The organism is Candidatus Pseudothioglobus sp. Uisw_050_01 (assembly GCF_048085775.1).
Lineage (GTDB): Bacteria > Pseudomonadota > Gammaproteobacteria > PS1 > Pseudothioglobaceae > Pseudothioglobus.
Genome location: NZ_CP159804.1, coordinates 1185967 through 1210531 on the forward strand (window position 1 = coordinate 1185967; position 24565 = coordinate 1210531).

The following is a 24565-nucleotide window of genomic DNA, read 5'->3' on the forward strand; positions in this document are numbered from 1 at the left end:
ATTTGAAAAAAAATCATTGCTATTTTAAGCAATTTTTGGTAAAAACTACCTTTTTTTACACAACTAACTCAAATGACTTCAGAACCAAACTTTGATGAAATTCCGGCTTACATCCCAAAAAAGAAAGAAGACTTTATGTCAACTGGTCAGCTTGAGCACTTTATCCATAAGCTTAATGTTTGGAGAGCACAATTAGTTTTTGAAGCAGAAACGACTATTAATCATATTCAAGAAGACTCAGCGCCTGTTTCTGATGATAATGATAGAGCTACTATTGAAGAAGAGTTTGCGCTTGAGTTAAGAACAAGAGACCGAGAAAGAAAACTTATCAATAAAATTGATAAGACACTTCATTTGATTGGGACTGGTGATTATGGATACTGCAAAACTTGTGGTATCGAAATTGCTCTGAATCGTCTAGAGGCTCGCCCAACTGCTGATCAATGTATTGACTGTAAAACAGTAGAAGAAAGAAAAGAAATTTAGTAAATCTTTAAAAGTGCTGATATGATTTGCCCTGGCCATTATAGCCTTCAATTTTTAGTTTCTTTGAGTCATTAATAACCCCTATCTTTGTAACTCTTATATTACAAATTTCAGCTATTTTTATTATTTCTGAGTTTAAACTTTCAGATGCTGTAAAGCATAATTCATAGTCATCGCCTCCGCAAACTGCTAATGACCAATCATCGTTATCAGCAATATACTTTGACATTGAGTGGCTTAATGGGAGCTTTTGAACATCAATCATGGCCCCAACTTTTGAGGCTTTTATGATATGAAATAAATCTTGCTCAAGGCCATCAGATATATCGACACATGAGCTTGCTATTCCCTTTAAAGCGATACCAAGTTCAAGTCTTGGAATTGGCTTATTAAGCCTTATCATTTCTGCTTTATGAGGTTTTTGACCCTCATTAATTTTTTTCAGACAGAGCGCAGCATCACCAATCTCACCTGAAACATATATATTTTCACCACTCTTAGCACCCGATCTTTTAATTGATTTTGATTTTTCAACAACTCCCATCATAGTAATAGTTATATTAAGAGCTCCTCTAGTCGTATCACCTCCAATTAAGCTTACATTATATTTCTTAGATGCTTCTTTCAAAGACCTAGAAAAATGCTCCAACCAAGTCTCATCTAATTTAGGAAGAGTTATTGCAAGTGTGAAGTATTTTGCTGTCGCGCCCATTGCTGCAATATCACTTAAATTAACTGCTAACGATTTATAAGCTATGTCTTCAGGAGAGGTGTCTTTAAAAAAGTGTACCCCTTCTGAAAGTGTATCTGTTGTGGTAACTAATTGATAGCCTGAATCCAGATCAAAAACAGCAGCATCATCACCAATCCCTAATTCAATAGTAGGGTCAGATAAGTGCCAATTAAAGTAATTTTGGATTAATTCAAACTCATTCATATCTTTAATTACTTAGCGCCTCTAAGTGGGCTTCAATGCATTCTGAAAGCGCCTGAAGATCATAACCACCCTCAAGAAAAGAAATGACTCTTCCATTACTATGTCGTTTGGCAATTTCTACAATATTTTGCGTCAAAGTGTAATAATCTTCAGACTCTAGGTTGATACTCGCTAAAGGATCTCTTGTGTGGGCATCAAAGCCAGCAGAAATGAGTATTACTTCTGGCTCAAATAAGTCAACATTTTTTAAAATTTTCGTTTCAAATATTTCCATAAACTTATCTCTAGTAGTATCTGAAGATATTGGCGCATTAAATATATTACCTACTCCAGTCTCAGCCTCTACCCCTGTTCCAGGAAACAAAGGATGCTGATGAATTGAGCCATAAAAAACACTTTTATCGTTATAAAAAATTTCCTGTGTGCCGTTGCCATGGTGCACATCAAAATCAATAATCGCTATTTTATTGATATTAAATTTACTCTTTAAATACCTAGCAGTAACAGCGGCGTTGTTTATAAAGCAGAATCCGTTTGCTCTTGATGTTTCTGCGTGATGACCAGGCGGTCGAACTGCACAAAAGAGTCTTTTTGTTAATCCACTCATCAATTCATTAGCTGACTCAATGCCTGCTCCACAAGCTCTTAATATTGCCTCTTTACTTTGAGGACAAAGAATAGTGTCAGCATAAGGCTCTTTTTCTACACCAACAAGCCCAGAGATTGGAATCATTGAAAATAGGTCGTCAATATAAGATTGGGGATGAACAAGATTTATAGTTTTAAAGTCTGCCAATGGCGAGTCTTTAAAAGATATATTAAGTTGACTAATACCTTTAATTGAATCAAGTATTACTTCTAAGCGTTCTTTTCTCTCAGGATGATTTTCACCATTATTTTTTGCTATACAGTCTAAATGCGAGAAAACAGTTATATCTTCCATTCAAGAATTACATATATGCATTTTCTTTATGAGAGTGATCCGTTGCATCAAGAACAGCAGATATTTCTGGATATAAGCCCTTAAGTTGTTTTTCAACCCCATCTTTAAGAGTCATGTTTACTGAACTACATCCTTGACAACCGCCTCCAAAATTCAAAATCACTTCTTTTTTCTCAGTGATTTCAACAAGGTCAACAAAGCCTCCATGTGATGCTAAGCTTGGATTTACTTCAGTCACGATAGTAAACAGAACCTTTTCCTCAAGAGGAGCATCATCTTTAGGGGCTTCACCTTTGGCATTAGGAGCAGTGATAGTAAGTTTTTTATTAGTACCATCTAACTTCAATGCAACATGGGAGTCACTTAAAAATTGATTATTAGATTCATCAATAAAAGCACTAAAACCCACAAAAGGAAATTCATTATAAGTATCAGGGAGATCGCTCTTGATACAGAAGTTAAATGTTACCGTTGCAACTGGAGTGCCGGCTTTTTCAACGTCAACTTTTAAGCCAAGATCTTTTTCATCTTGTTGCTCAAAAAGGTCTGCAACATAAATTTCTGCTTCTTCAGTAATACTAAACATTTGGCCTCCTAAAGACAATATTATCAATTAGTCGAGTTTCACCCAACCTTATAGCGGATATTATAATAATTTCTGATGTGTTAGTCGCGATTTGTGTAAGGTTATTCGCATTTAGAATTTCAAGATATTCTACTTCAAAGTTAACTCTTAACTCAGATAGAGTTTTTTCCATAACAAATTCAATAGAATCTCCCTGCTCTATAGCCATTTTTGCATTACTAAGTTGCTGATAAAAAAAGGGCGCCTTCTGTCGGTCCCTGTTACCTAGATATTTATTTCTTGTGCTCATTGCCAGGCCATCAATCTCTCTTTGAGTAGAAACTGACTCTATCAACACATTTAAATTATTATTTTCAACAAGAGATTTAATAATTAAGAGCTGTTGATAATCTTTTTCGCCAAAAACCGAATAATTAGGATTTATAATATCAAATAATCGATTGACAACTTGCGCCACTCCATTGAAATGTAATGGTCTAGAAGCGCCACAGAGCAATCCTCCAATTTCACCCACATCATAATTTGACAAGGTTCCATTTGGATATATTTCATTTTTTGAGGGAATAAATAAGGCATCTACACTCTGACTCTCTAAAAGAAGCTTGTCATCAGAAAAAGTCTTGGGATATGAGTCAAAATCTTCATCTTTAGCAAACTGAGTAGGATTGACAAAAACACTTACAACAACAACATCTGCCAAAGATTGGGCTTTTTCTACTAGCCTCAAGTGTCCATCATGAAGGCCTCCCATGGTTGGGACTAGGGCAACTTTTTTATTACTACTTCTGTGGGTATCTAAAAAAACCTGAAGATCACCTGACCTTTCAAAAATTTTCATTAATAACTCTCACTTTTATTAGGAAAACTTCCTTCTTTTACCTCCGAAACAAAGGCTTTAATCGCTGAAGAGATACTGCTTTCTGAGCTTAAAAAATTACGAACAAATCTTGGCTGCCTACCAAGAGTTATGCCTAACATATCATAACTAACCAAGACCTGGCCATCGCAATCCTTTCCAGCTCCAATACCAATTGTAGGTATTTTTAGCTTTTTAGTTATCAACTTTGCTAAATTACTTGGAATGCACTCAAGCACTAAAATACTTACGCCTATAGATTCGAGTAACTTTGCATTATCAAGAATTGATTTAGCATCAGCCTCGTCTCGACCTTGAACTTTATACCCACTTGAGTCAACAACTAATTGTGGCTGTAGGCCGAGATGGCCACAGACTCTAATATTATTGGAAACTAAGGCATTAATGACATCTGTATTTTCAACTCCACCCTCTAACTTGACCATATGTGCGCCATTATCAATCAATTCTTTTGCGTTGACTAAGGCAGTTTTCGGATTATCATAACTATGAAAAGGCATATCTGCGATGACTAAAGATTGATTACAAGCTTTTGCAACAATTGCAGAATGGTAAAGCATGTCATTCATAGAAACTGAGCGCGTATTTTCAGAGCCCTGAATAACCATTCCTAGAGAGTCACCAATTAAAATAATATCAACGCCTGCATTATCAATAAGCTTAGCCATGGAAGCATCGTATGCTGTTAGACATGTAATTTTTTGACCATTGTCTTTGAATACACTTAACTCAGAATGTTTCATAGTTTTTTCACATCCAACTTATTAATTCTATCGAGGAGACTTATTATTGGCCCTAATAAAGGAACTTTTATTTTAGGCTCTATTTCAAATAAAGGCACTAAAACAAAGGCCCTATGTATTGCTTCTGGATGGGGTATAGACAACCTTTTGTTTGAAATAACCTGCTCTCCATAAAGAAGTATATCTAAATCAATCGTTCTTGATCCCCATTTTAACTCTCTTACTCTTTGCTGATTATCTTCAATTTCTTGGCAAAGATTTAATAAGTTAATGGCACTCAGTTTAGTTTCAATCTTACATACTGCATTGATATAGTTTGGACCAGGAATATCTAAAAGAGGCTTGGACTCATAAAAGCTTGATGCATTAATAAGTTCAGTCTCATTATTATCATTCAGAGAATCAAGGGCTCTTTTTATTTGAGCTTTTGGATCCTTTAAATTTGAACCTAAGCCTATATAAGCTAACAATGAACTAGTGTCCCTATATTTTCTCCTTGGTATATTCTTGTTAAAACGCTCTCTTCTCTTCCCCAAGCTATATTAGAAAATGTTTTAGATTTTGCAGCTTGCTTTGCAGCCATAACTTTTGAATACATTCCTCCGGAACCTAGAATACCCCCAGTTTTTCCAGCAACTCGCTCTAATTTTTCATCATCAAAATGAATTTCTTTTATTAGACTGGCATTCTTATTTACTCGAGGATCGTCATCGAAAACACCATGCTGATCTGTCAATATAATTAATCTTTCGGCATTCAAAAGATTTGCTACAAGGGCCGCCAACGTATCATTATCGCCAAATTTTATTTCTTCGGTTGCGACTGTATCGTTTTCATTGATTACTGGCACTGCACCAAATTCAAGCAAATTCTCTAGAGTTGCAGAGATATTTTCGAAATGTTTGGTATTAATTAGGTTATCTTGAGTCAAGAGCACCTGAGCTGTCTGGACTTTATGTTTTGCAAACAGATATTCATAAGCCTGGACTAACCCCATTTGACCAACAGCCGCAGCTGCCTGAAGCTTATGAATATCAGTTGGCTTGTCTTTCCAGCCAAGTCTTTTCATGCCCTCAACAATTGAGCCACTAGAAACCAAAACAACATCAATGTTATGAGATTGCAGTTCGACAATTTGCTCAACCCATTCAGAGATTAAGTCTTTATCAATCCCTTTTCCATTATTAGTTAAGAGGGCAGATCCAATCTTTACGACCCAGCATTTATTATTATTCTTCATCTTTCTCTTCAATAAGGTCATACAAACCAAAAACTAAGGACTTGCAGCCCATACCATTTAAAGCAGATATGTTAAACGCATTACCTTTATATTTGACTTTTTTAAGAAAATCTTTAATTATCTTATCTCTTTTATCTTCTTGAATAAGATCAATTTTATTAATAGCTAATAATCTCGGTTTTTCAAAAAGCTCGTCATCGAATTTTTTTAACTCATCCTCAATAGTTAAGTAGTTACTGGCAGGATCCGAGCCATCCGCTGGCAAGATATCAATCACGTGAAGAAGCGCTTTTGCTCTTGAAAGATGTTTAAGAAATTCAAACCCAAGACCAACGCCTTCGCTTGCTTTTTCAAGTAAACCAGGTATATCAGCCATAACAAAGTGATTATTGCCAGCCTTTACAACTCCAAGATTTGGGTGGAGGGTTGTAAAAGGATAATCAGCTACTTTTGGTCGTGCCCCAGAAATTTGCCTGATTAAGCTCGATTTTCCAGCATTTGGCATACCCAAAAGTCCAACATCTGCCATTACATTAAGTTCTAATCCAATCTCTCTAACCTCTCCGGGCGTTCCTGGTGAAGTTTGCCTTGGCGCACGATTAATTGAAGATTTAAAACGAGCATTACCTAGACCATGAAAGCCTCCTTTTGCAACCAAAAGATCTTGCTTATGAAGTGTAATTTCGCCGATTACTTCATCAGTTGAGAGGTCAATTATTTTCGTTCCAAGTGGGACTTCTACATACATATCAATAGCTGACTTCCCTCTTCGGTCACTTCCCTCTCCAGGTAGGCCATTTTTAGCTCTATATAAACGGTTATAACGAAACTCACTTAATGTATTAAGTCCCTCTTGACCACGAAAAAAAATACTACCACCATCTCCACCATCACCGCCATCTGGACCACCATCTGGAATATATTTTTCACGGCGAAAGCTGAGGCAACCTCTGCCACCTTTACCAGCTTCAACCATCACACTTGCAGAGTCAACAAATCTCATAATTTATACGATTAATAATTTAATTAATAGCTTGCACCGAAATATGAATCAATCTAAAACAAAATAGATGCAATAGAAGTTAAGTGATAAAGCTATAATATCAGTCAATTATTATACCTTTTTTCTTATCTAAAGCCCTATTCAAGATAAGCAAAAGTATTCCATTTGAATTATTTAATCATAGACTTTGGCTTAGTGTTATTTATGAAAATAAAAGCTCAATTAAAAAAATATAATGAAATAGTCAAATGAATAGATTTATATATACAGTTTTAATTATTCTAAGTTTGCCATTTGCTCTTTTAAGGATCCTATTAAGAGATACTAATAACTCTAATTGGATCCATAAACTAAAAAATCAATTAGGTTTTGTGCCTAAAATTTCAGGCAAGGTTATATGGTTACATTGCGTATCTGTTGGAGAGTTTAATGCAGCCAAACCTCTAATCGACAAGATATTTATTAAATTTCCTCTTCATAAAATTGTTATCTCAACCACAACCATTACGGGATCTGAGGCTGTTGAAAAGCACTATAAGAGCCAAGTCATTCATTGTTTTTTTCCTTTTGATATCCCTTTTATAGTTAGTTCATTCCTAAAAAAAATCAAGCCTGTTGCTTGTATTCTTTTAGAAACAGAAATATGGCCAAATTTAATTACTAAACTTAAACATAAAAATATTCCAGTAATGCTTGTTAATGCAAGATTATCAAAAGAGTCTTTTAAAAAATATAACAAATTCTCCCCTAAGTTGGTTAGTTCGACTCTAAATAGCTTGAGCATAATATGTTCTCAGAATGAAAGCTCATCAAGACGCTTCATCTCACTTGGTGCTAATAGTAATAATATTATTACTACCGGAAGCTTAAAGTTTGATTCCAACGAACCTAGTAATTCAAAAACTATTCAAACATTAAAAAATATAACTGGAGATCGAAGAATTATTGTTTTTGCCAGCACAAGAAAAGGTGAAGAGTTACAAATAATCAAAAGCTATCTCGCCCTTAAAAGCAAATTCAATGCACTTCTTTTAATGGTACCAAGGCACCCAGAAAGATTTAATGAAGTTTTTAATATGGTTAATGAAACCGGTCTTAATGTTAAAAGAAGATCGTTAGCTGGTCATTGTGAGCAAGATACAGACATACTAATTGGAGATAGTATGGGTGAAATGATGTCTTATTTAAACATAAGTGATATAGCATTTATTGGCGGAAGCCTGACAAATAATGGTGGTCAAAATATGCTTGAAGCTGCATCACTTTCAAAACCTATTATTTTTGGTCCAAGCGTATTTAACTTTGAAGAAATCTCGAAGAGTCTTTTAGATGATGGCTCTGCTATACAAGTAAGGAACGCTGAAGAGTTAATGAAAACTATTTCTGAACTGCTTTTAGATGATGAAAAGAGAAAACTAATTGGAGAAAGTGCTAAAACTACTTTTGAAAATAATCGCGGCGCAACGACTAAAATATTTAAAGCAATCGCACCGTATATTAAAAATACTTAAAGAAGACTCTTAAGCACCCTCTTTCAAGTAGATTTCACTATCATTATCTAAGAATTCTTCAGACTTTTTATCCATTTCGATTTGAATTTCCTGAATTTTTTTAACTTCTTTGGCATCTAAACCTTTAATGTCTTGAGAAATCTTCATAGAACAAAACTTAGGTCCACACATAGAACAAAAGTGCGCAGTTTTTGCAGCTTGTTTTGGAAGGGTTTCATCATGAAAACTTCGAGCAGTATCAGGATCTAAACCAAGATTAAATTGATCTTCCCACCTAAATTCAAAACGAGCTTTTGAAAGAGCATTATCTCTGATTTGAGCCCCAGGATGTCCCTTGGCTAAATCAGCAGCATGCGCTGCAATTTTATAAGTAATAATTCCTGTTTTCACATCATCTTGATTTGGAAGCCCTAAGTGCTCTTTAGGAGTGACATAACAAAGCATTGCACAGCCATACCAGCCAATTTGAGCAGCTCCAATCGCTGAAGTAATATGATCATAACCAGGAGCTATATCAGTAGTGAGTGGGCCAAGTGTGTAGAAAGGCGCCTCTCCACACTCTTCCAGCTGCTTTTCCATATTGTCTTTAATCATATGCATTGGCACATGACCAGGACCCTCAATAAAGGTTTGAACATCATGTTTCCAAGCTATTTTTGTTAGTTCACCTAAGGTCTCGAGTTCACCAAACTGGGCAGCGTCATTAGCATCTGCAATCGAGCCAGGTCTTAGGCCATCGCCTAAAGAAAAGGTCACATCATATGCCTTCATGATTTCACAGATATCTTCAAAATGCGTATAAAGAAAACTCTCAGTATGGTGAGCAAGACACCACTTAGCCATAATTGATCCGCCTCTTGATACAATCCCTGTAACTCTATTCATAGTTAGAGGGACATACTTAAGACGCACACCAGCATGAATAGTAAAGTAGTCAACCCCTTGCTCTGCTTGCTCAATTAGGGTATCTCTAAAAACTTCCCAAGTTAAATCTTCAGCTACTCCTTTAACTTTTTCAAGAGCCTGATAGATAGGAACAGTTCCAACAGGAACAGGCGAATTGCGGATAATCCACTCGCGAGTTTCATGAATATTTTTTCCAGTAGAAAGATCCATAATAGTGTCAGAGCCCCATCGTACTCCCCAAACCATCTTTCCTACCTCTTCATCAATTGAAGAACCTAAGGCTGAATTACCAATGTTTCCATTGATCTTAACTAGAAAGTTTCTACCAACAATCATGGGCTCCGTTTCTGGATGATTAATATTATTAGGAATAATTGCACGGCCCCTAGCAACCTCATCTCTTACAAATTCAGGGGTAATAATTTTAGGAGTTGCAGCCCCAAAGCTTTCGCCTTTGTGTTGCCCAACTTGATCTTTATACTCCTGCCAAAGACAATTTTCTCGAATAGCAATATATTCCATTTCTGGGGTAATAATGCCTTTCCTAGCATAATGCATCTGAGTAACATTTTTTCCTTTCTTGGCCTTTCTTGGAGCTTTTAAATGTTCAAATCGAAGCTCATCAAGTTTTTTATTACCAAGTCTCTCGTTTGCAAATTTCGAGCTAACACCATCAAGAATCTCGGTGTCATCACGCTCTTCTATCCATTTCGAACGGAGTGACTCAAGCCCCTCTCGATAACTGATCGTTTTACTAGGGTCTGTATAAGGTCCAGAAGTATCATAAACGTGAACTGGATCATTTTTTTCTGCAAGATCACCTATGGTATCGGTGAGTTTGATTTGCCTCATTGGGACTCTAATATCGTCACGTGAACCCTTGACATAAACCTTGGTTGAGTTAGGAAAAGGCTTAATAAATGCCTCGTTAATACTTGATAGACTAGTAAGTGTTTCGGATGATTGCTTCATTATTGTATAATTTGGTTAATGTAACTTGAGAAAAGGAAATGTCCATTTTAACTCATCGACCAAGAAGAATGAGGAAACACGAATTTAATCGTTCATTAATTCGTGAGAACTCCCTAAGTGTAAGCGATCTTATATATCCTTTATTCATTATTGAGGGTGAAAATAAAAAAGAAAAAATTGATTCAATGCCTGGAATTGAACGACTTAGTATTGATCAATTATTAATTGAGGTCAAGGAAATTGTTGATTTAAAAATTCAAGCGATTGCTTTGTTTCCAGTAATTTCTCCTGATAAAAAGACGCTCGAAGCTGAAGAATCTTATAACGCTGATGGACTTATTCAAAAGTCAGTTAGGGCACTTAAAAGAAACTTTCCAGATCTTGCAGTTATTACAGATGTGGCGCTAGATCCTTTTACGAGTCATGGCTTAGATGGCGTTATTGATAGTAACGGATACGTTCTTAATGATGAAACTGTGAATATTTTAGTTAAACAAGCGTTGTCCCATGCTCAAGCTGGAGCAGATATTGTTGCCCCTTCTGACATGATGGATGGGAGAATTGGAGCAATTCGTTATGCATTAGAAGAGCAAGGTTATATTCACACAAATATACTTGCCTACTCTGCCAAATATGCCTCTTCTTTTTATGGTCCATTTAGGGATGCTGTAGGCTCATCAAAAAACCTAGGTAAGTCTGATAAAAAAACTTTCCAGATGGATCCTGGAAATTCTGATGAAGCAATTCGTGAGGTAGAGCTTGATATTTCAGAAGGCGCTGACATGGTTATGATTAAGCCAGGCTTGCCTTATCTTGATATAGTTTCTAAAGTAAAACAGACCTTTGGTGTACCAACTTTCGCTTATCATGTTAGTGGCGAGTATGCAATGCTTAAAGCGGCTAGTCAAAATAAATGGATTGACGAGAAATCAACAGTACTTGAAACGCTTTTGTGCTTTAAAAGAGCTGGAGCAGATGCTGTTCTAACCTACTATGCCAAAGATGTGGCTAAATGGATGCAGGATTAGTAATCAATATTTATTATAAAAATTTTATAGATTCTCAAGCTTAATGAAATAGAAGATACAAATGAACCAAAAAATAGCCTTCTACTTGCTTTCGATCATTGCAATATTTTTTATTGGTTATAACTACTCACAGTTTAATATAGAGCCATTAAAGCCTGAAATTATTACTATCAATAATAATGACGAGATTGAAGAATATAAATTAGATAATTTAAACCTTCAGCAGCAACTAGAAGAACTTAATAATCAACTTATACTTGCACTTGACGAACTCAAATCCACCTCTCAAAAACTCAACCTTTCTGCCAGTAAAATTCAGGTTCTTAAAAAAGAGTTAAGCTCAATTCAAAATGCATTCAACCTAAATGACTCATCACTCAAAAAGAGTAACGCTAAGCTTTTAGACAATGAGAAAACTTTAAAAGAGTTTAAAAAAGCATTGTCAGATGCTGAACTGGATATTGAACTAATTAAATTTGATCTTGAGATTGCTGAAGCCAATCTTCGAGCTGACTAAAAAAATTAATCTATATTTTTAAGAATAATACTGAACTATTTGAGATAAATCTTCACGTGGAGTTCTGTAACTATTAATTATTTTAGTTTTATCTTCGTAGCCAATCGCCATTCCGCAAAGAACAATTTTATCTTTGTAGTATGGTAACTCCTCTCTAACAATCTGAGGATACTCGCCAAGAGCAGCTTGCGGACAGGTTGCTAAACCGTGTTCTACAGCAGATAACATAATAGATTGGATAAACATACCATAATCCATATAAGAACCCTTCTCCATCGACTTATCAATAAAAAAAAGTAGGATAACAGGCGCGTTGAATGCCTGGTAATTTAATGCCCATTGATCAAGCTGTCTTTGCTTATCTCCTCTCTTGATATCTAATGTTGAATACATTAATAAACCGCACTCTTTTCTTCTTTGCTTAAACTCACCCAACCATTCAACAGGATAGTACTTATAATCCATAACCCCTTTCTTACCATTTCGAAAGGCTTTTTCAAGCTTACTACATAAGCCATCCTTACTTTCTCCAGATACAACAGCGACCTGCCATGGCTGGGTATTTACTCCAGAAGGAGCTGTTTTTGCTTGATTAATAATTTCATTAATAACATTAATAGAAACATCTTTATCTAAAAATGCTCTTGTTGATTTTCTTTCAGCTAAAGCGGTTTTTACATCCATCATTCATTCCATTATGTGAGATATGATTATCAAATCCAAAAATTTAAATAAATTTACCCTAAATACTTCTAGGCTTTGCATAAAGAACTATTATATTTCCAAATATTATTAATATAACTCCAATTAATCCCGTCCAGCTCCAAACATAATCTTCAAATAAAGTTGATAGAAGCAAAGCAATCGTTGGAGTAAAAATATTGACGTATGAAGCTTTATCAGCGCCAATATTTCCTACAAGTTTAAGATAGACACCAAATCCAATAACTGAAGCTACTAGTGATAGATATATTAGAGAAACAACATAGTTATAGCTGGTATCAAAACTAAAACTAAGATCACTAAAAGATATATAAGTAACAAGGATAAGCGATCCATATAACATACTGAAAGCATTACTTTGAATTACGGGGATTTTTCTAGCTTGCATTTGCCCAGAAAGAAGCATACCTATTGATGCAAAAAAAGTTGCCAGCAGCATCCAAAGAAAGCCCTTTATAATTCCTGAATCTAAAGACCACTCAGCGCTACTTATCTCATTTGAAAATATAATTGATAACCCTGCAATACCAACTATTGCTCCAAATAATATGGGCAATCTAACGGGCTTTTTAAAAAAAACAAAACCATTAAGCACGGTAAATAAAGTAAGTGTTGAGAAGATAAGGCAAACCAGCCCTGATACCAAATAAATAGTGCCAAAGTAGGCGCATATATAATTAATACAAAATAGAAAAAACCCTAGCAAAAGCCAGTTTATGTGTTCCCTCCATGGAAAAGAAAGTTTAAGCCCTCGAGCAAAGCACCAGATAAAAAGCATTAACGATGCGAGAAGAAAACGCCACACTATTGAAGCTTGAGGAGCCACATCATAGTCCAACTGAAAACTTATACCAAACCAAGATGAGCCCCATGCAAGGAGAACAATAATGTACAGGAATGCATTCATTATTTATTGATTAATAAATTGGCAGAAAATTTCTATTAAACTCTATTTTTAATCAAGTCATCCACAACGCCAGGTTCAGATAATGTTGATGTATCTCCAAGTTCTGCATAGTCATCTTCTGCAATTTTCCTCAGGATACGTCTCATAATTTTTCCTGATCTTGTTTTTGGAAGACCCTGTGCAAATTGAATTTTATCTACCGTTGCGATTGGGCCTATTTCTTTTCTAACTAAAGTTACTAGATCTTTTTTAAGCTCCTCAGTACCTATAACACCAGTCATTAAAGAAACATAAGCATAAATGCCTTGGCCTTTTATATCATGGGGCATACCAACAACTGCAGACTCACTTACATCGCTATGAAGAACTAAGGCAGATTCAATTTCAGCTGTACCTAGTCGGTGCCCAGATATATTTAAAACATCATCGACTCTTCCAGTAATCCAATAATAACCATCAGCGTCTCGCTTTACTCCATCTCCTGCAAAATATTTACCCGGGTAAGTCGTAAAGTAAGCCTCCATAAATCGCTCATGGTTGTTATATAAAGTCCTCATTTGACCTGGCCAAGATCTTGCTATAACAAGTACACCTGAAGCCTCACCCTCTAAAAGCTCTCCACTCTCACTAAGAACTTGTGGCTCTACGCCAAAAAATGGCATAGTTGCAGAGCCTGGTTTTAGAGCTGTTGCAAACGGCATAGGTGTAATCATATGACCACCAGTTTCTGTTTGCCACCAAGTATCTACAACTGGACATCTCTCCTCGCCAACAATACTGTAATACCATTCCCAAGCTTCAGGATTAATTGGCTCCCCAACAGTTCCTAAAATTTTTAAACTAGCCCTAGAGGTTTTTTGAACATGCTCATTTCCAGCACCCATCAGAGCCCTAATAGCAGTTGGTGCTGTGTAGAAAATATTTACTTTATGTTTATCAATCACCTGCCAAAATCTTGAGGCATCTGGGTAATTAGGAACGCCCTCAAACATCAAAGAAGTTGCTCCATTAGCGAGTGGGCCATAGACTATATATGAGTGGCCAGTTACCCACCCAACATCAGCAGTACACCAGTAAATATCTCCCTCTTGATAATCAAAAGTATATTTATGAGTCATTGCAGCATATAACAAATATCCTCCTGAAGTATGAAGAACGCCCTTTGGTTTTCCAGTTGAGCCAGAAGTATAAAGAATGAATAAAGGGGTTTCAGCGTCAAACATCTCGCAAGGAAATTCTGGTGAAGCATTTTCGACTAGCTCGTGATACCAAACGTCTCTATCACCCCAAGTAACTTCTCCATCTGTCCTCTTTACAACAACAATATGTTCAACACAGTTACACTCTTTCGTTGCAATATCCACATTTGCTTTTAAAGGAATTGATTTGCCTCCACGAACTCCCTCATCAGAAGTAATTACTAGCTTGCACTCACTATCAAGAATTCGATCTCTCAAAGCATCTGGTGAAAATCCTCCAAAAACTACTGAATGAATCGCGCCAAGCCTTGCACATGCAAGCATGGCAACCGTGGCTTCAACGATCATAGGCATATACAAACAAATACGATCCCCTTTTACAACACCTAAATCCTTCATTCCATTGGCAAATTTACACACTTTTTCATGAAGCTCTTTATAGGTTATTGATTCACTTGAATTAGGATCATCTCCCTCCCAAATAATTGCAACCTGATCAGCACGTTCAGGCAGATGACGATCTAAACAGTTATATGAAACATTCAAAGTTGCGCCCTCAAACCAAGCAATCTTGCCTTTAGAAAAATCAACATCTGAAACTTTTTCCCATTTCTTTTCCCAGTCAATAAATTTTTCAGCCTGTTCAGCCCAAAACTCATCTGGGTTTGAAATAGAATAATCATACATAGACTGATAACTCTCAGCATTAATTAATGGCTTTCTATTGCTTTGCATAATAGGATATTGCATTTAATTTCCCCAATGTTCAATTTGTTAAAAAACCATGTTACCAAAGTCAATGATTATAAAAATAGTTAAATATAGTGAATTGGGCAAAAAAAAATGACGCATTGCGTCATTTTCTATTAACTCTTTAAAGTCTTATTTATTCATCAGCTTCTTTAACTGCTAAATCATCAGATTCTGCTTCTGAATCAAGCTTCACATCTGAAAGCTCAGCTGCAACTTCGGTTGCCTTAGCTTCTTGAGCAAGTCTATCATGAGCATTAAGCTCTTCTTCCATTGCATACTCTTCAGTCAAAATTGAAGCATCAATCAAGCCAGCTTCAATTTCTCTAAGAGCTACTACTGTAGGCTTATCTTTACCAACGTCTAAAGTTGATCTGAACCCACCAGAATTTAACTGGTGCGCTCGCTTTGCAGCAACTAAAACTAATTCAAATCTATTCTCTACCTTATCTAAACATTCCTCTACTGTTACTCTTGCCATAATCTTAGTTAACCTATTTTGATCAGATGATAAAATAAGTAATTTTACTTTAATATGCCTAACATGGAAAGACTTATTGTACTTGATACTGAGACAACTGGGATTCGGCCAGAAGAGGGACATCGCATCATTGAAGTTGGGGCAGTACAAATATTAAATAGAGAAATAACAAATACTGAATATCATAAATATGTTCAACCCAACAGACCAGTTGGAGACTCTGTCAATATCCATGGCATTACAGATAAATTCTTAATAAATAAACCGCAATTTGATAAAATTTCTAATGACTTACTATCTTTTATTAAAGGGGCAACTTTAATTATTCATAATGCGCCATTTGATCTAGGATTTTTGAATAATGAATTAAAAATAAATGGTATTAATCAAAAGATAGAAGATATGTGTCAAATTATAGATACTCTCGAGCTATCTAAACTGCAACGTCCGGGCACTATGCATAATCTAGATGCATTATGTAGACGGTTTGGAGTTGACACAAGCGCTAGAACAAGGCATGGAGCTTTACTTGATGCTCAGATTCTCGCTCAAGTCTATCTTGCAATGACAGGAGGACAATCAATATTGTTTCAAGAAAGCTCAGACATTGAATCCCAGATTAGTGATCCAGCAGTTATCAAAAATAATATTGCTAATAAAGATAATATTAAAGTTATCTATGCAAATAAAAAGGAAACTGCCCTTCACGATAACTACTTTAAATAGCAAGTAAATAGCGCAAATACAATAGATGAAATATGGCTCAAAATAGGCATTGACTAACATTCCTATCACAGTATAATTACTCACCTTCGGAGTGTGGCGCAGTCTGGTAGCGTATCTGGTTTGGGACCAGGTGGTCAGAGGTTCGAATCCTCTCACTCCGACCAAAATTTATAATTAAAGTGCATGCCTAGACTTTATTAAAGCAAAGTTATTGCGCCCATAGCTCAGCTGGATAGAGCAACGGCCTTCTAAGCCGTAGGTCATACGTTCGAATCGTATTGGGCGCACCACTTTTTAGATATTATGGCGGGAATAGCTCAGTTGGTAGAGCCCCGGATTGTGATTCCGGTTGTCGCGGGTTCGAGCCCCGTTTCTCGCCCCACTTCCTAATAAATAAGGAGTCTCATTAAATTGATAAAAAAACTACTTAATGATCTCTGGATAATTCGATTTTTTAAATTGCAAAGCTTTCAAACTCAGGCAATAGTTTTAAACATTTTGTCTATAGTTTTTTTTTCAATAATGGTTATTTTTATTAGAAAAGCCTCTCAAAATTTGCATATTCTTGAAGTTGTTTTTTTCCGAAATCTATTAGCTTTTATTGTAATGTTGCCTTTATTAAAATCTACTGGCCTAGCTGCAATAAAAATGAATAATACTAAGCTATTTTTTATGAGAGGTTTTTTTGGTGCTATTGGAATGCTCGCTGGATTTACCTGCTTAACCCTAATACCACTTGCTCAAGCGACAGCAATTAGCTTCTCAAAACCAATATTTATAACAATCGGCGCCACTATTTTTTTAGGTGAAATAATTAAGGCCCGAAGAATTGCTGCAATTATTATTGGCATTATTGGAATGCTAATAATTGTTCAACCTGGTGTCAATAGTCTTTCATTTGGAATAATGCTTGCGATTATTGCAGCATTAGCTCACTCACTTAATGCATTAATTGTAAAAAAACTTACTCTTACTGACACCCCTCAAGCAATTGTAACATGGATGGTAATAATCCTTATTCCAATTACTTTTATACCAGCTATTCCAGTTTGGCAGTGGCCAAGTTTTGAAACTTGGCTATATCTATGGGGAATTGCAATTGTAGGCACGCTCGCGCATTTTTCATGGACTAAGTCCTACACAATGGTTGAAATTACCAGCTTGGAATCAATTGAATTTATAAAACTCCCAATTATGGCTCTCTTAGGATGGATGATTTTTTCAGAAATTCCTGGCACTTGGACTTGGATTGGTGGTTCTATAATATTCATATCAACAATATATATAAGCCGTCGAGAGGCAAAAGCAACAAACTCACTTAAGCTAAATCATGAAGCTCAGGAGCCGAAATTTTAATGACTGATATCTGTGTATATTTTCTAGTGCAATTTTAACATCTGGCATTAATCTAACTTTTCAAATGGGTATACTGAGTTATGAATAATATAAATTAGTATTTGGCTATGAGTTCCTACAAAGTATTTAAGCATCCTGAAAAAGGCTTTGAAGCTGTTAAATCTGGCTTTGCTTGGTTTGCTCCTTTTAATCCTTTTTGGCCTTTATTTAGAGGTTTATGGATGTTATTCATTTCATATATTTTTGTTATTTTGATCATTACTTCAATAGACTATATATTCTATGGCTTTGAGGGATATATCGATATTGCAAATGCTGATGATTTCCAATTAATTTTTTTAATTATTCAAATAACTATATTTGTTTATCCTGGCTTCAAAGGAAACAATTGGACTGCATTAAATTTACAGAAAAAAGGTTATATTTTTGATTGTTCAATTGAGGCTGATAACAAAAAAGAGGCTCTAATATTTGTAACTAGTTCTAAAACCTAGGAATTAGGTTCAATGAAATCAATGGCTTGATACTAAAAACTGGAGTTTAATTTACTACAGGAAGATTAAGTTTCAATTAAAAAAAGTCCCACAATATCAGCGCATGCTAACTTGTGGGAAATTTTAGTTTAGTAAAGGGTTTTTAAAAAATGCTTGTTATAGCACCCCATATTCCACCTACTACCGAACCTACACCATTAACTGCAGCTGTTGGAACGGCCATCATAGTGTCCATACAACCACTTACTAGTAATGCCATAATAGCAACAAATAAGAATCTTAACTTCATTTTTAGAACTCCCAAATTAATTGAAATTTTATTATAAAGTACTTTAAATTGGTTATTCAATCAAATTCTAGAATTTTTTTCAAATTTATAAATAAGTTCTTACAATCTTTAACTAGGTATATTATTAAGATAGCTATGAATAATAATTTTAGGGAGCATTAAATTAAAAGAATTATATCAACAGTATTTCTAATACTATCAATTAATGTTTATGCGTTAAACCTATCTGATGATGCAATCAAGCGGGGAATCAGCGAAACTTGTTCATCGTACTTAAGTCAAATTGAACAGTCTTACAACTTAAATGGTTTAAATATCACATTTGCACATACTGAAAATCCTGCTGTACTCCCTTCTCTTCACATATCGTCTCAAAAATATAATAATGGATCATCAACTTTTTCAGCAACTCTGACCCCTGATAACGATTATTGCTATCTTTCAACAGTTTTAGTTACATCTGTGAACAATCAAACTTGTAGTGAAATATCTCAACTTAAACTTGATACAAATCCAGATTTACAAGTTTCCAGTTATGCTGAAGGAGATTTTACTATTATGACTCCTATAGATAATACCTATCAGATACTTTTAACTACTCAAGGCGAAACTAGCTGCTCCATGACAGAAACTCGAATGTTGTGGCCTGGGAAATAATTCTCTCTGAATCAAATATAGTTTACAATTTCAAGCTCAAAATTAAATCATAGAATATCTTAATAGTCTTAAGCTATTCTTTCTATAATATAACTCTAATAAGTTATGGAATACAAAATGCAAAGAATATTTCTCTTTCTGTTAACTAATATTGCCATCATGGTAATCTTAAGCGTTACTCTCAGAGTTCTAGGAGTAGAAAGCCTTCTAGCTCAAAATGGAAGTGATCTTAATTTAAATGCTTTAGTTATTTTTTCTGGAATTTTTGGATTTGGAGGGGCCTTTATTTCATTGGCAATTTCCAAATGGATGGCCAAAAGAATGACTGGAGCAATTGTCATTGATAGCCCTTCTAACAATCTAGAAAAGTGGCTTCTAGATACAGTAAAAAAACAGTCCAAAACTGTTGGTATTAAGATGCCTGAAGTTGCCATCTTCCCTTCTCCTCAAATGAATGCATTTGCAACAGGAGCAAGTAAAAATAAAGCCCTAGTTGCAGTATCTCAAGGACTACTTGATAATATGACTCAAGGCGAAATTGAGGCTGTTGTTGGTCATGAAATGAGTCATGTTGCTAATGGTGATATGGTAACCCTCACGCTGATCCAAGGGGTAGTTAATACGTTTGTTATTTTCTTCTCAAGGGTCATTGGTCATGTTGTAGACAGAGTTATTCTAAAAAACCAACGAGGTCATGGTATTGGTTACTTTGTTACTACAATTTTTGCGCAAATAGTACTCTCTATTTTAGCAAGTGTAATTGTTATGTATTTTTCTAGAAAAAGAGAGTATGTTGCTGATACGGGAGGTGCTGATCTTGCGGGCCATCAAAATATGATAAATGCCTTGAAGCGTCTTGGTCAAAAAGAACCTGAAGCACTTCCTGAGCAGCTGGCTGCCTTCGGTATTGGTGAAAAACCTAAAACTGGATGGCGCGAGCTTTGGTCTTCTCACCCCCCTCTGGAAGATAGAATAAAAGCGTTAGAAAAAAGAGCTAGAACATCTTATTAAGGTTTAAATGTCAATATCTATAAAAAGCCCTGAGCAAATTCATAAAATGCGTGTTGCTGGGAAACTTGCGTCCAGTGTATTAGAAATGATTGGTGAGCATGTAAAGGCTGGCGTAACTACTGAAGAGCTTGATCAAATTTGTCATAACTTCATAGTCAATGACCTAGACTGTATCCCAGCGCCACTTAACTATAACGGCTTTCCTAAATCTATTTGTACGTCTGTGAACAGTGTTGTTTGTCACGGGATACCAGGCAATAAGAAACTAAAAAAAGGTGACATAATCAACATTGACGTTACAGTCATTAGGGATGGATTTCATGGTGACACCTCTAAAATGTTTTTTGTTGGCAAGCCTAGCATAAAAGCAAAAAAGATTTGCCAAGTAGCTCAAGATTGCATGATGCTTGGAATTAAACAAGTTAAGCCTGGAATTCATTTAGGCGAAATTGGAAGAGTTATTGGGGCTTATGCGCTCAGTAAAAACTGCTCTGTTGTTAAGGATTACTGTGGCCATGGTATTGGTGAGGTATTTCACGAACTTCCTCAGGTTATTCACTACAATGATGGAAAAATTGATCGAAGCCCTATATTGGAGCCTGGGATGACTTTTACTATTGAACCTATGATTAATCTCGGTGGCTATGAAGTTATTACATCAAGACTCGATGGATGGACGGTGACAACCAAAGATCGCTCTCTCTCGGCTCAATGGGAGCATACGATATTAGTTACTGAAAATGGGCATGAGATTTTAACGCTCCGAGAAGAAGAAGAAAATTCATAACTTAACTAGATTAAGACTTCTAGGCTCAAACTGCTAATTAAGCTTGTGTTAAAATATCCTTTTTTTTTAGACTTACTTATTGGGCCTGTGAAGCGCTTAACAAACTATCTAATATCCGGACTTTTATTTTGGATACCGCTAGCATTAACTGTTTTAGTTATCAAGTTCTTTTTAGAAGTTGTTAATAACCTCGTTCCTGCAAGATTCTTACCAGAGGCTCTTCTTAACTTAAATACCTCTATTCCTGGTTCAGGCTTTGTTTTCGTTATCCTAATTCTTCTTATAACTGGAGCATTGCTAACAAATATTTTAGGGCGGAAGCTTTTAGACTTATGGGAAAGGGCTCTTAACAAAATTCCAGGTTTTAGGAATATTTATAATGCACTTAAAAAAATATCTTCAACTGTACTAAACACATCAAGTGAAAGCTTTAGAAAGGCGTTTTTAATTCAATATCCCAGTAAGGGCATCTGGGTTGTCGCATTTCAATCTGGAGATTACAAAGGAGAGATTGAGGAAATTATTGGTGAGAATGTTATTAATTTATTTGTGCCAACAACGCCTAATCCGACTTCAGGATTTTTTGTAATAATCCCAAAAAAAGACGCAATAGAATTAAAAATGTCTGTTGAAGAGGCTTTTAAACTAGTTATATCTGCTGGTGTAGTTACACCAGACACTATAAAAATTAAGGAAAATAAATGAGATCAAATTTCTGCGGTGAACTAAATAAAGACAATCTCAATGAAGAAGTTATTCTCTGCGGCTGGGTCAATAGAAGGCGTGATCATGGTGGCGTTATTTTTTTAGACTTAAGAGATAAGAAGGGACTTGCACAAATTGTAATCAATCCTGAAACTTCAGATACATTTAAGCTAGCTGAAACAATTCGTAATGAATTTGTTATTAAAGTTACTGGAAAGGTTCTAGCAAGAGACAGCGAAATGATCAATAAAAAGATTTCAACTGGTGAAATTGAGGTGCTTGCAGATAAAATTGAAATTTTAAATGCATCTAAGCCCATTCCATTTCAGCTTGACTCGATGGAAACTTCTGAAGAAGTTAGACTTAAATATCGCTATCTGGATCTTCGAAGAGATGAAATGCAGCAAAGGTTACGATTAAGATCTAAGGTTACACATTTCATGCGAGATTTCATGGATAAGAATGATTTCTTAGACATTGAAACCCCTTTTTTAACAAAAGCAACTCCAGAAGGTGCTAGGGATTATCTTGTACCATCAAGAACTCATGAAGGTAGTTTTTTTGCATTACCTCAATCTCCTCAACTCTTTAAACAGCTTCTAATGATGTCAGGCTTTGAAAGGTACTATCAAATAGTTAAATGCTTCAGAGATGAAGACTTAAGAGCCGACCGTCAGCCAGAATTTACGCAGCTGGATGTTGAAACTTCTTTTATGAATGAAGAGGAAATAACTTCACTAATGGAAGAAATGGTAAGAGGCCTATTTAAAGAAGTAGGGAGTATTGATTTACCTAAAAAATTTCCGACTATTACTTATGACGATGCTATTAGTCTTTATGGTGTTGATAGACCTGATTTAAGAGTCCCCTTAAAGATAGTTGATGTCAATGAGATAATGAAAGATGTTGAATTTAAAGTCTTTTCTGGTCCAGCTAATAGTGAAAAGGGAAGAGTAGCTGCCCTCAAAGTTCCAGGGGGAGCAACAATTAGTCGTAAACAAATTGACGACTATACAAAATTTGTCAGCATTTATGGCGCAAAAGGTTTAGCTTACATAAAGATAAATGATGATGGGCCCTCCTCTCCAATTATTAAATTTCTTGGTGATGATGTAACGCAACAAGTTATTGATTTAACAGAGGCAAAGAAAGGTGATATTATCTTCTTTGGGGCAGATAAATCCAAAATTGTAAATGAAGCCCTTGGAAGCCTTAGAGAAAAGCTAGCAAAGGATTTAAATCTTTTTGATAAAGAGTGGGCTCCAATCTGGGTGATTGACTTTCCAATGTTTGATGTATCAGATGATGGATCACTTAATGCAATTCACCATCCATTTACAGCTCCTAGTGTAGACACCAAAACACTTTTAGAGAGCCCTGAAAAGTCACTTTCACGTGCATATGATTTAGTAATTAACGGCTCTGAAGTAGGAGGTGGCTCAATTCGAATTCATAAAAGTGAGATGCAAAAAACTGTCTTAAAACTTCTTGGAATACAAGATGAAGAAGCAAGAGAAAAGTTTGGATTCCTACTCGATGCACTTGATTATGGCTGCCCACCTCATGGCGGAATTGCTTTTGGTCTTGACAGATTAGTTATGATTCTTAGTAAGACAGACTCTATAAGAGACGTGATAGCTTTTCCTAAAACTCAAACTGCAGCATGTCTTTTAACTGATGCCCCATCAAGTGTTTCTAAATCTCAACTTAAAGAATTAAATATTAAAGTTAGCCTTCAAGCTAAATCTTAAAAATGCAAGATATAGTAATTGATCGATCGATAGAAAATTTAATTAAGGAAGCCTTAAAGCAAAATAATGCAACTCTTGTTGCGCATTATTATGTCAGCTCAGACTTACAAATATTAGCTGAAGAATCGGGCGGTATTGTTTCAGACTCTCTAGAAATGGCTAGGTTTGGACAAAATAGTGATGCTGAGACAATTATCGTAGCTGGTGTTAAATTTATGGGTGAAACTGCCAAAATATTATCTCCCGAAAAAAGAGTGCTTGTTCTAGATGACCAAGCCACATGCTCTCTTGACTTATCCTGTCCAATTAATGAATTTTCAGAATTTTGTGACCAGAACCCTGATCATATTGTTGTTGTTTATGCAAACACTTCAGCTGAGGTTAAAGCACGAGCTGACTGGGTTGTAACTTCGGGAAGTGCACTTAAAGTTGTTGAGAAACTTCATAGTGAAGGAAAAAAAGTTCTTTGGGCTCCAGATAAACACCTAGGACATTATGTGCAGTCCAAAACTGGAATTGAAATGCTCATGTGGGATGGGGCATGTATTGTCCATGAAGAGTTTAAAGCTGAAGGCCTTAAAAGGTTAATGCAGCTCCACCCAGAGGCTGGAGTTCTGGTTCATCCTGAATCGCCAAAGGATGTTATCGCACTTGCAGATGTTGTTGGTTCTACAACTCAACTAATTAATGCTGTAGCTTCAAGGCCTGAAAATATGTTTATCGTTGCTACTGATAATGGTATTTTTCATAAAATGAAGGAAATAGCACCAAATAAAAAATTTATTGAAGCCCCAACTATGGGAGAAGGAGCAGACTGCGAATCATGTGCTCATTGTAATTGGATGGCAATGAATACACTTGAAAAATGCCTTGATACTCTAAGTACAGGTAAAAATGAAATTAGAATTAGTACTCAAATCATAGAAAAAGCACAACACTCAATTCATCGCTTACTAGAATTTACTAAGTAATTTTTTGGA

27 protein-coding genes and 3 tRNA genes are annotated in these 24565 nt (G+C 35.6%); 16 read left to right on the plus strand and 14 right to left on the minus strand.

Translation table 11 applies throughout. The features are described 5' to 3' along the window. Positions 1-72: 72 nt before the first annotated feature. Positions 73-486, plus strand: coding sequence for an RNA polymerase-binding protein DksA (dksA, locus tag ABXT51_RS05965; RefSeq protein WP_416694457.1), 414 nt, complete (start codon positions 73-75; stop codon positions 484-486). A 7-nt stretch (positions 487-493) separates the two neighbouring features. Here dksA and thiL read toward each other — a convergent pair whose 3' ends face one another. Genes thiL through cgtA form a run of 8 tightly spaced genes read right to left on the minus strand, consistent with a single transcriptional unit; the run spans position 494 to position 6815 of the window. Continuing rightward, positions 494-1423 (minus strand): thiamine-phosphate kinase, encoded by a 930-nt coding sequence (gene thiL, locus ABXT51_RS05970; protein ID WP_416694459.1) that lies wholly within the window; start codon positions 1421-1423, stop codon positions 494-496. 4 nt (positions 1424-1427) lie between these two features. Continuing rightward, positions 1428-2366 carry a histone deacetylase family protein gene (locus ABXT51_RS05975; RefSeq protein WP_416694462.1) on the minus strand — a complete coding sequence of 313 codons (939 nt, stop codon included), beginning with the start codon at positions 2364-2366 and terminating at the stop codon, positions 1428-1430. Between the two features lie 7 nt (positions 2367-2373). Then, positions 2374-2952, minus strand: a complete 579-nt coding sequence (locus ABXT51_RS05980) for an NfuA family Fe-S biogenesis protein (protein ID WP_271556658.1) — start codon at positions 2950-2952, stop codon at positions 2374-2376. Continuing rightward, positions 2945-3790 carry a pantoate--beta-alanine ligase gene (gene panC, locus ABXT51_RS05985; protein ID WP_416694465.1) on the minus strand — a complete coding sequence of 282 codons (846 nt, stop codon included), beginning with the start codon at positions 3788-3790 and terminating at the stop codon, positions 2945-2947. Before panC ends, ABXT51_RS05980 begins: the two co-directional genes overlap by 8 nt. Beyond that, positions 3790-4572 (minus strand): 3-methyl-2-oxobutanoate hydroxymethyltransferase, encoded by a 783-nt coding sequence (panB, locus tag ABXT51_RS05990; protein ID WP_416694467.1) that lies wholly within the window; start codon positions 4570-4572, stop codon positions 3790-3792. Before panB ends, panC begins: the two co-directional genes overlap by 1 nt. Further along, positions 4569-5042 carry a 2-amino-4-hydroxy-6-hydroxymethyldihydropteridine diphosphokinase gene (folK, locus tag ABXT51_RS05995; protein ID WP_416694469.1) on the minus strand — a complete coding sequence of 158 codons (474 nt, stop codon included), beginning with the start codon at positions 5040-5042 and terminating at the stop codon, positions 4569-4571. The genes panB and folK overlap by 4 nt, the downstream gene beginning before the upstream one ends. Next, on the minus strand, positions 5036-5812 hold the full coding sequence (gene proB / locus ABXT51_RS06000) for a glutamate 5-kinase (protein WP_416694472.1): 777 nt from the start codon (positions 5810-5812) through the stop codon (positions 5036-5038). The genes folK and proB overlap by 7 nt, the downstream gene beginning before the upstream one ends. Then, the gene (gene cgtA / locus ABXT51_RS06005) at positions 5802-6815 is read right to left on the minus strand and encodes an Obg family GTPase CgtA (RefSeq protein WP_416694474.1); all 1014 of its coding nucleotides are present in this window, start codon (positions 6813-6815) and stop codon (positions 5802-5804) included. Before cgtA ends, proB begins: the two co-directional genes overlap by 11 nt. Before the next feature lie 248 nt (positions 6816-7063). Here cgtA and ABXT51_RS06010 point away from each other — a divergent pair, with 248 nt between their 5' ends. After that, entirely contained in the window at positions 7064-8326 is a 1263-nt protein-coding gene (locus ABXT51_RS06010; RefSeq protein WP_416694476.1) for a 3-deoxy-D-manno-octulosonic acid transferase, read from the plus strand. A 9-nt stretch (positions 8327-8335) separates the two neighbouring features. On the opposite strand, the gene thiC is transcribed toward ABXT51_RS06010, so the two are convergent. Next, a complete protein-coding gene (gene thiC / locus ABXT51_RS06015) occupies positions 8336-10204 on the minus strand; it encodes a phosphomethylpyrimidine synthase ThiC (protein ID WP_271540988.1) in 1869 nt (622 codons plus the stop codon). Between the two features lie 38 nt (positions 10205-10242). On the opposite strand from thiC, the gene hemB reads away from it, so the two are divergent. Together hemB and ABXT51_RS06025 are read left to right on the plus strand one after the other, a co-directional pair. Beyond that, positions 10243-11232, plus strand: coding sequence for a porphobilinogen synthase (gene hemB / locus ABXT51_RS06020; protein WP_416694478.1), 990 nt, complete (start codon positions 10243-10245; stop codon positions 11230-11232). Positions 11233-11293: 61 nt separating this feature from the next. Then, positions 11294-11749: a hypothetical protein gene (locus ABXT51_RS06025; protein ID WP_416694481.1), complete on the plus strand. Its 456-nt coding sequence runs from the start codon at positions 11294-11296 to the stop codon at positions 11747-11749. A gap of 18 nt (positions 11750-11767) precedes the next feature. Here the strand turns inward: ABXT51_RS06025 and ABXT51_RS06030 are convergent, their stop codons facing one another. From ABXT51_RS06030 to rpoZ, 4 genes are all read right to left on the minus strand, one after another. After that, on the minus strand, positions 11768-12433 hold the full coding sequence (locus tag ABXT51_RS06030) for a nitroreductase (protein WP_416694483.1): 666 nt from the start codon (positions 12431-12433) through the stop codon (positions 11768-11770). 58 nt (positions 12434-12491) lie between these two features. Beyond that, positions 12492-13379 (minus strand): DMT family transporter, encoded by an 888-nt coding sequence (locus tag ABXT51_RS06035; RefSeq protein ID WP_416694486.1) that lies wholly within the window; start codon positions 13377-13379, stop codon positions 12492-12494. A 35-nt stretch (positions 13380-13414) separates the two neighbouring features. Then, on the minus strand, positions 13415-15328 hold the full coding sequence (acs, locus tag ABXT51_RS06040; protein WP_416694488.1) for an acetate--CoA ligase: 1914 nt from the start codon (positions 15326-15328) through the stop codon (positions 13415-13417). A 136-nt stretch (positions 15329-15464) separates the two neighbouring features. After that, positions 15465-15809 carry a DNA-directed RNA polymerase subunit omega gene (rpoZ, locus tag ABXT51_RS06045; protein WP_416694490.1) on the minus strand — a complete coding sequence of 115 codons (345 nt, stop codon included), beginning with the start codon at positions 15807-15809 and terminating at the stop codon, positions 15465-15467. Between the two features lie 54 nt (positions 15810-15863). On the opposite strand from rpoZ, the gene dnaQ reads away from it, so the two are divergent. The 6 genes from dnaQ to ABXT51_RS06075 all read left to right on the plus strand — a co-directional run bounded on the left by dnaQ (position 15864) and on the right by ABXT51_RS06075 (position 18385). After that, positions 15864-16535 (plus strand): DNA polymerase III subunit epsilon, encoded by a 672-nt coding sequence (gene dnaQ / locus ABXT51_RS06050; RefSeq protein ID WP_416694492.1) that lies wholly within the window; start codon positions 15864-15866, stop codon positions 16533-16535. A gap of 87 nt (positions 16536-16622) precedes the next feature. Next, a tRNA-Pro gene (locus ABXT51_RS06055) sits at positions 16623-16699 on the plus strand. A 49-nt stretch (positions 16700-16748) separates the two neighbouring features. Then, positions 16749-16825: transfer RNA gene (locus ABXT51_RS06060), tRNA-Arg, on the plus strand. A gap of 16 nt (positions 16826-16841) precedes the next feature. Continuing rightward, positions 16842-16917 (plus strand) — tRNA-His (locus ABXT51_RS06065). 29 nt (positions 16918-16946) lie between these two features. Beyond that, positions 16947-17891, plus strand: coding sequence for a DMT family transporter (locus ABXT51_RS06070; RefSeq protein ID WP_416694495.1), 945 nt, complete (start codon positions 16947-16949; stop codon positions 17889-17891). Positions 17892-17998: 107 nt separating this feature from the next. Beyond that, on the plus strand, positions 17999-18385 hold the full coding sequence (locus ABXT51_RS06075; protein ID WP_416694498.1) for a hypothetical protein: 387 nt from the start codon (positions 17999-18001) through the stop codon (positions 18383-18385). A 142-nt stretch (positions 18386-18527) separates the two neighbouring features. Here ABXT51_RS06075 and ABXT51_RS06080 read toward each other — a convergent pair whose 3' ends face one another. Beyond that, positions 18528-18674 (minus strand): hypothetical protein, encoded by a 147-nt coding sequence (locus ABXT51_RS06080; RefSeq protein WP_416694501.1) that lies wholly within the window; start codon positions 18672-18674, stop codon positions 18528-18530. 462 nt (positions 18675-19136) lie between these two features. On the opposite strand from ABXT51_RS06080, the gene ABXT51_RS06085 reads away from it, so the two are divergent. The 6 genes from ABXT51_RS06085 to nadA all read left to right on the plus strand — a co-directional run bounded on the left by ABXT51_RS06085 (position 19137) and on the right by nadA (position 24556). Further along, complete coding sequence (locus ABXT51_RS06085) at positions 19137-19331, plus strand: hypothetical protein (protein WP_416694503.1); 195 nt, start codon at positions 19137-19139, stop codon at positions 19329-19331. A gap of 117 nt (positions 19332-19448) precedes the next feature. Beyond that, complete coding sequence (gene htpX / locus ABXT51_RS06090; RefSeq protein WP_416694505.1) at positions 19449-20342, plus strand: protease HtpX; 894 nt, start codon at positions 19449-19451, stop codon at positions 20340-20342. A 7-nt stretch (positions 20343-20349) separates the two neighbouring features. Further along, positions 20350-21129, plus strand: a complete 780-nt coding sequence (gene map, locus ABXT51_RS06095) for a type I methionyl aminopeptidase (RefSeq protein ID WP_416694507.1) — start codon at positions 20350-20352, stop codon at positions 21127-21129. 45 nt (positions 21130-21174) lie between these two features. Then, positions 21175-21834, plus strand: coding sequence for a DUF502 domain-containing protein (locus tag ABXT51_RS06100; protein WP_416694510.1), 660 nt, complete (start codon positions 21175-21177; stop codon positions 21832-21834). Next, positions 21831-23585, plus strand: coding sequence for an aspartate--tRNA ligase (gene aspS, locus ABXT51_RS06105; protein WP_416694514.1), 1755 nt, complete (start codon positions 21831-21833; stop codon positions 23583-23585). Before ABXT51_RS06100 ends, aspS begins: the two co-directional genes overlap by 4 nt. A 2-nt stretch (positions 23586-23587) precedes the next feature. After that, positions 23588-24556, plus strand: coding sequence for a quinolinate synthase NadA (gene nadA / locus ABXT51_RS06110; RefSeq protein WP_416694516.1), 969 nt, complete (start codon positions 23588-23590; stop codon positions 24554-24556). The last annotated feature ends 9 nt before the right edge of the window (positions 24557-24565 follow it).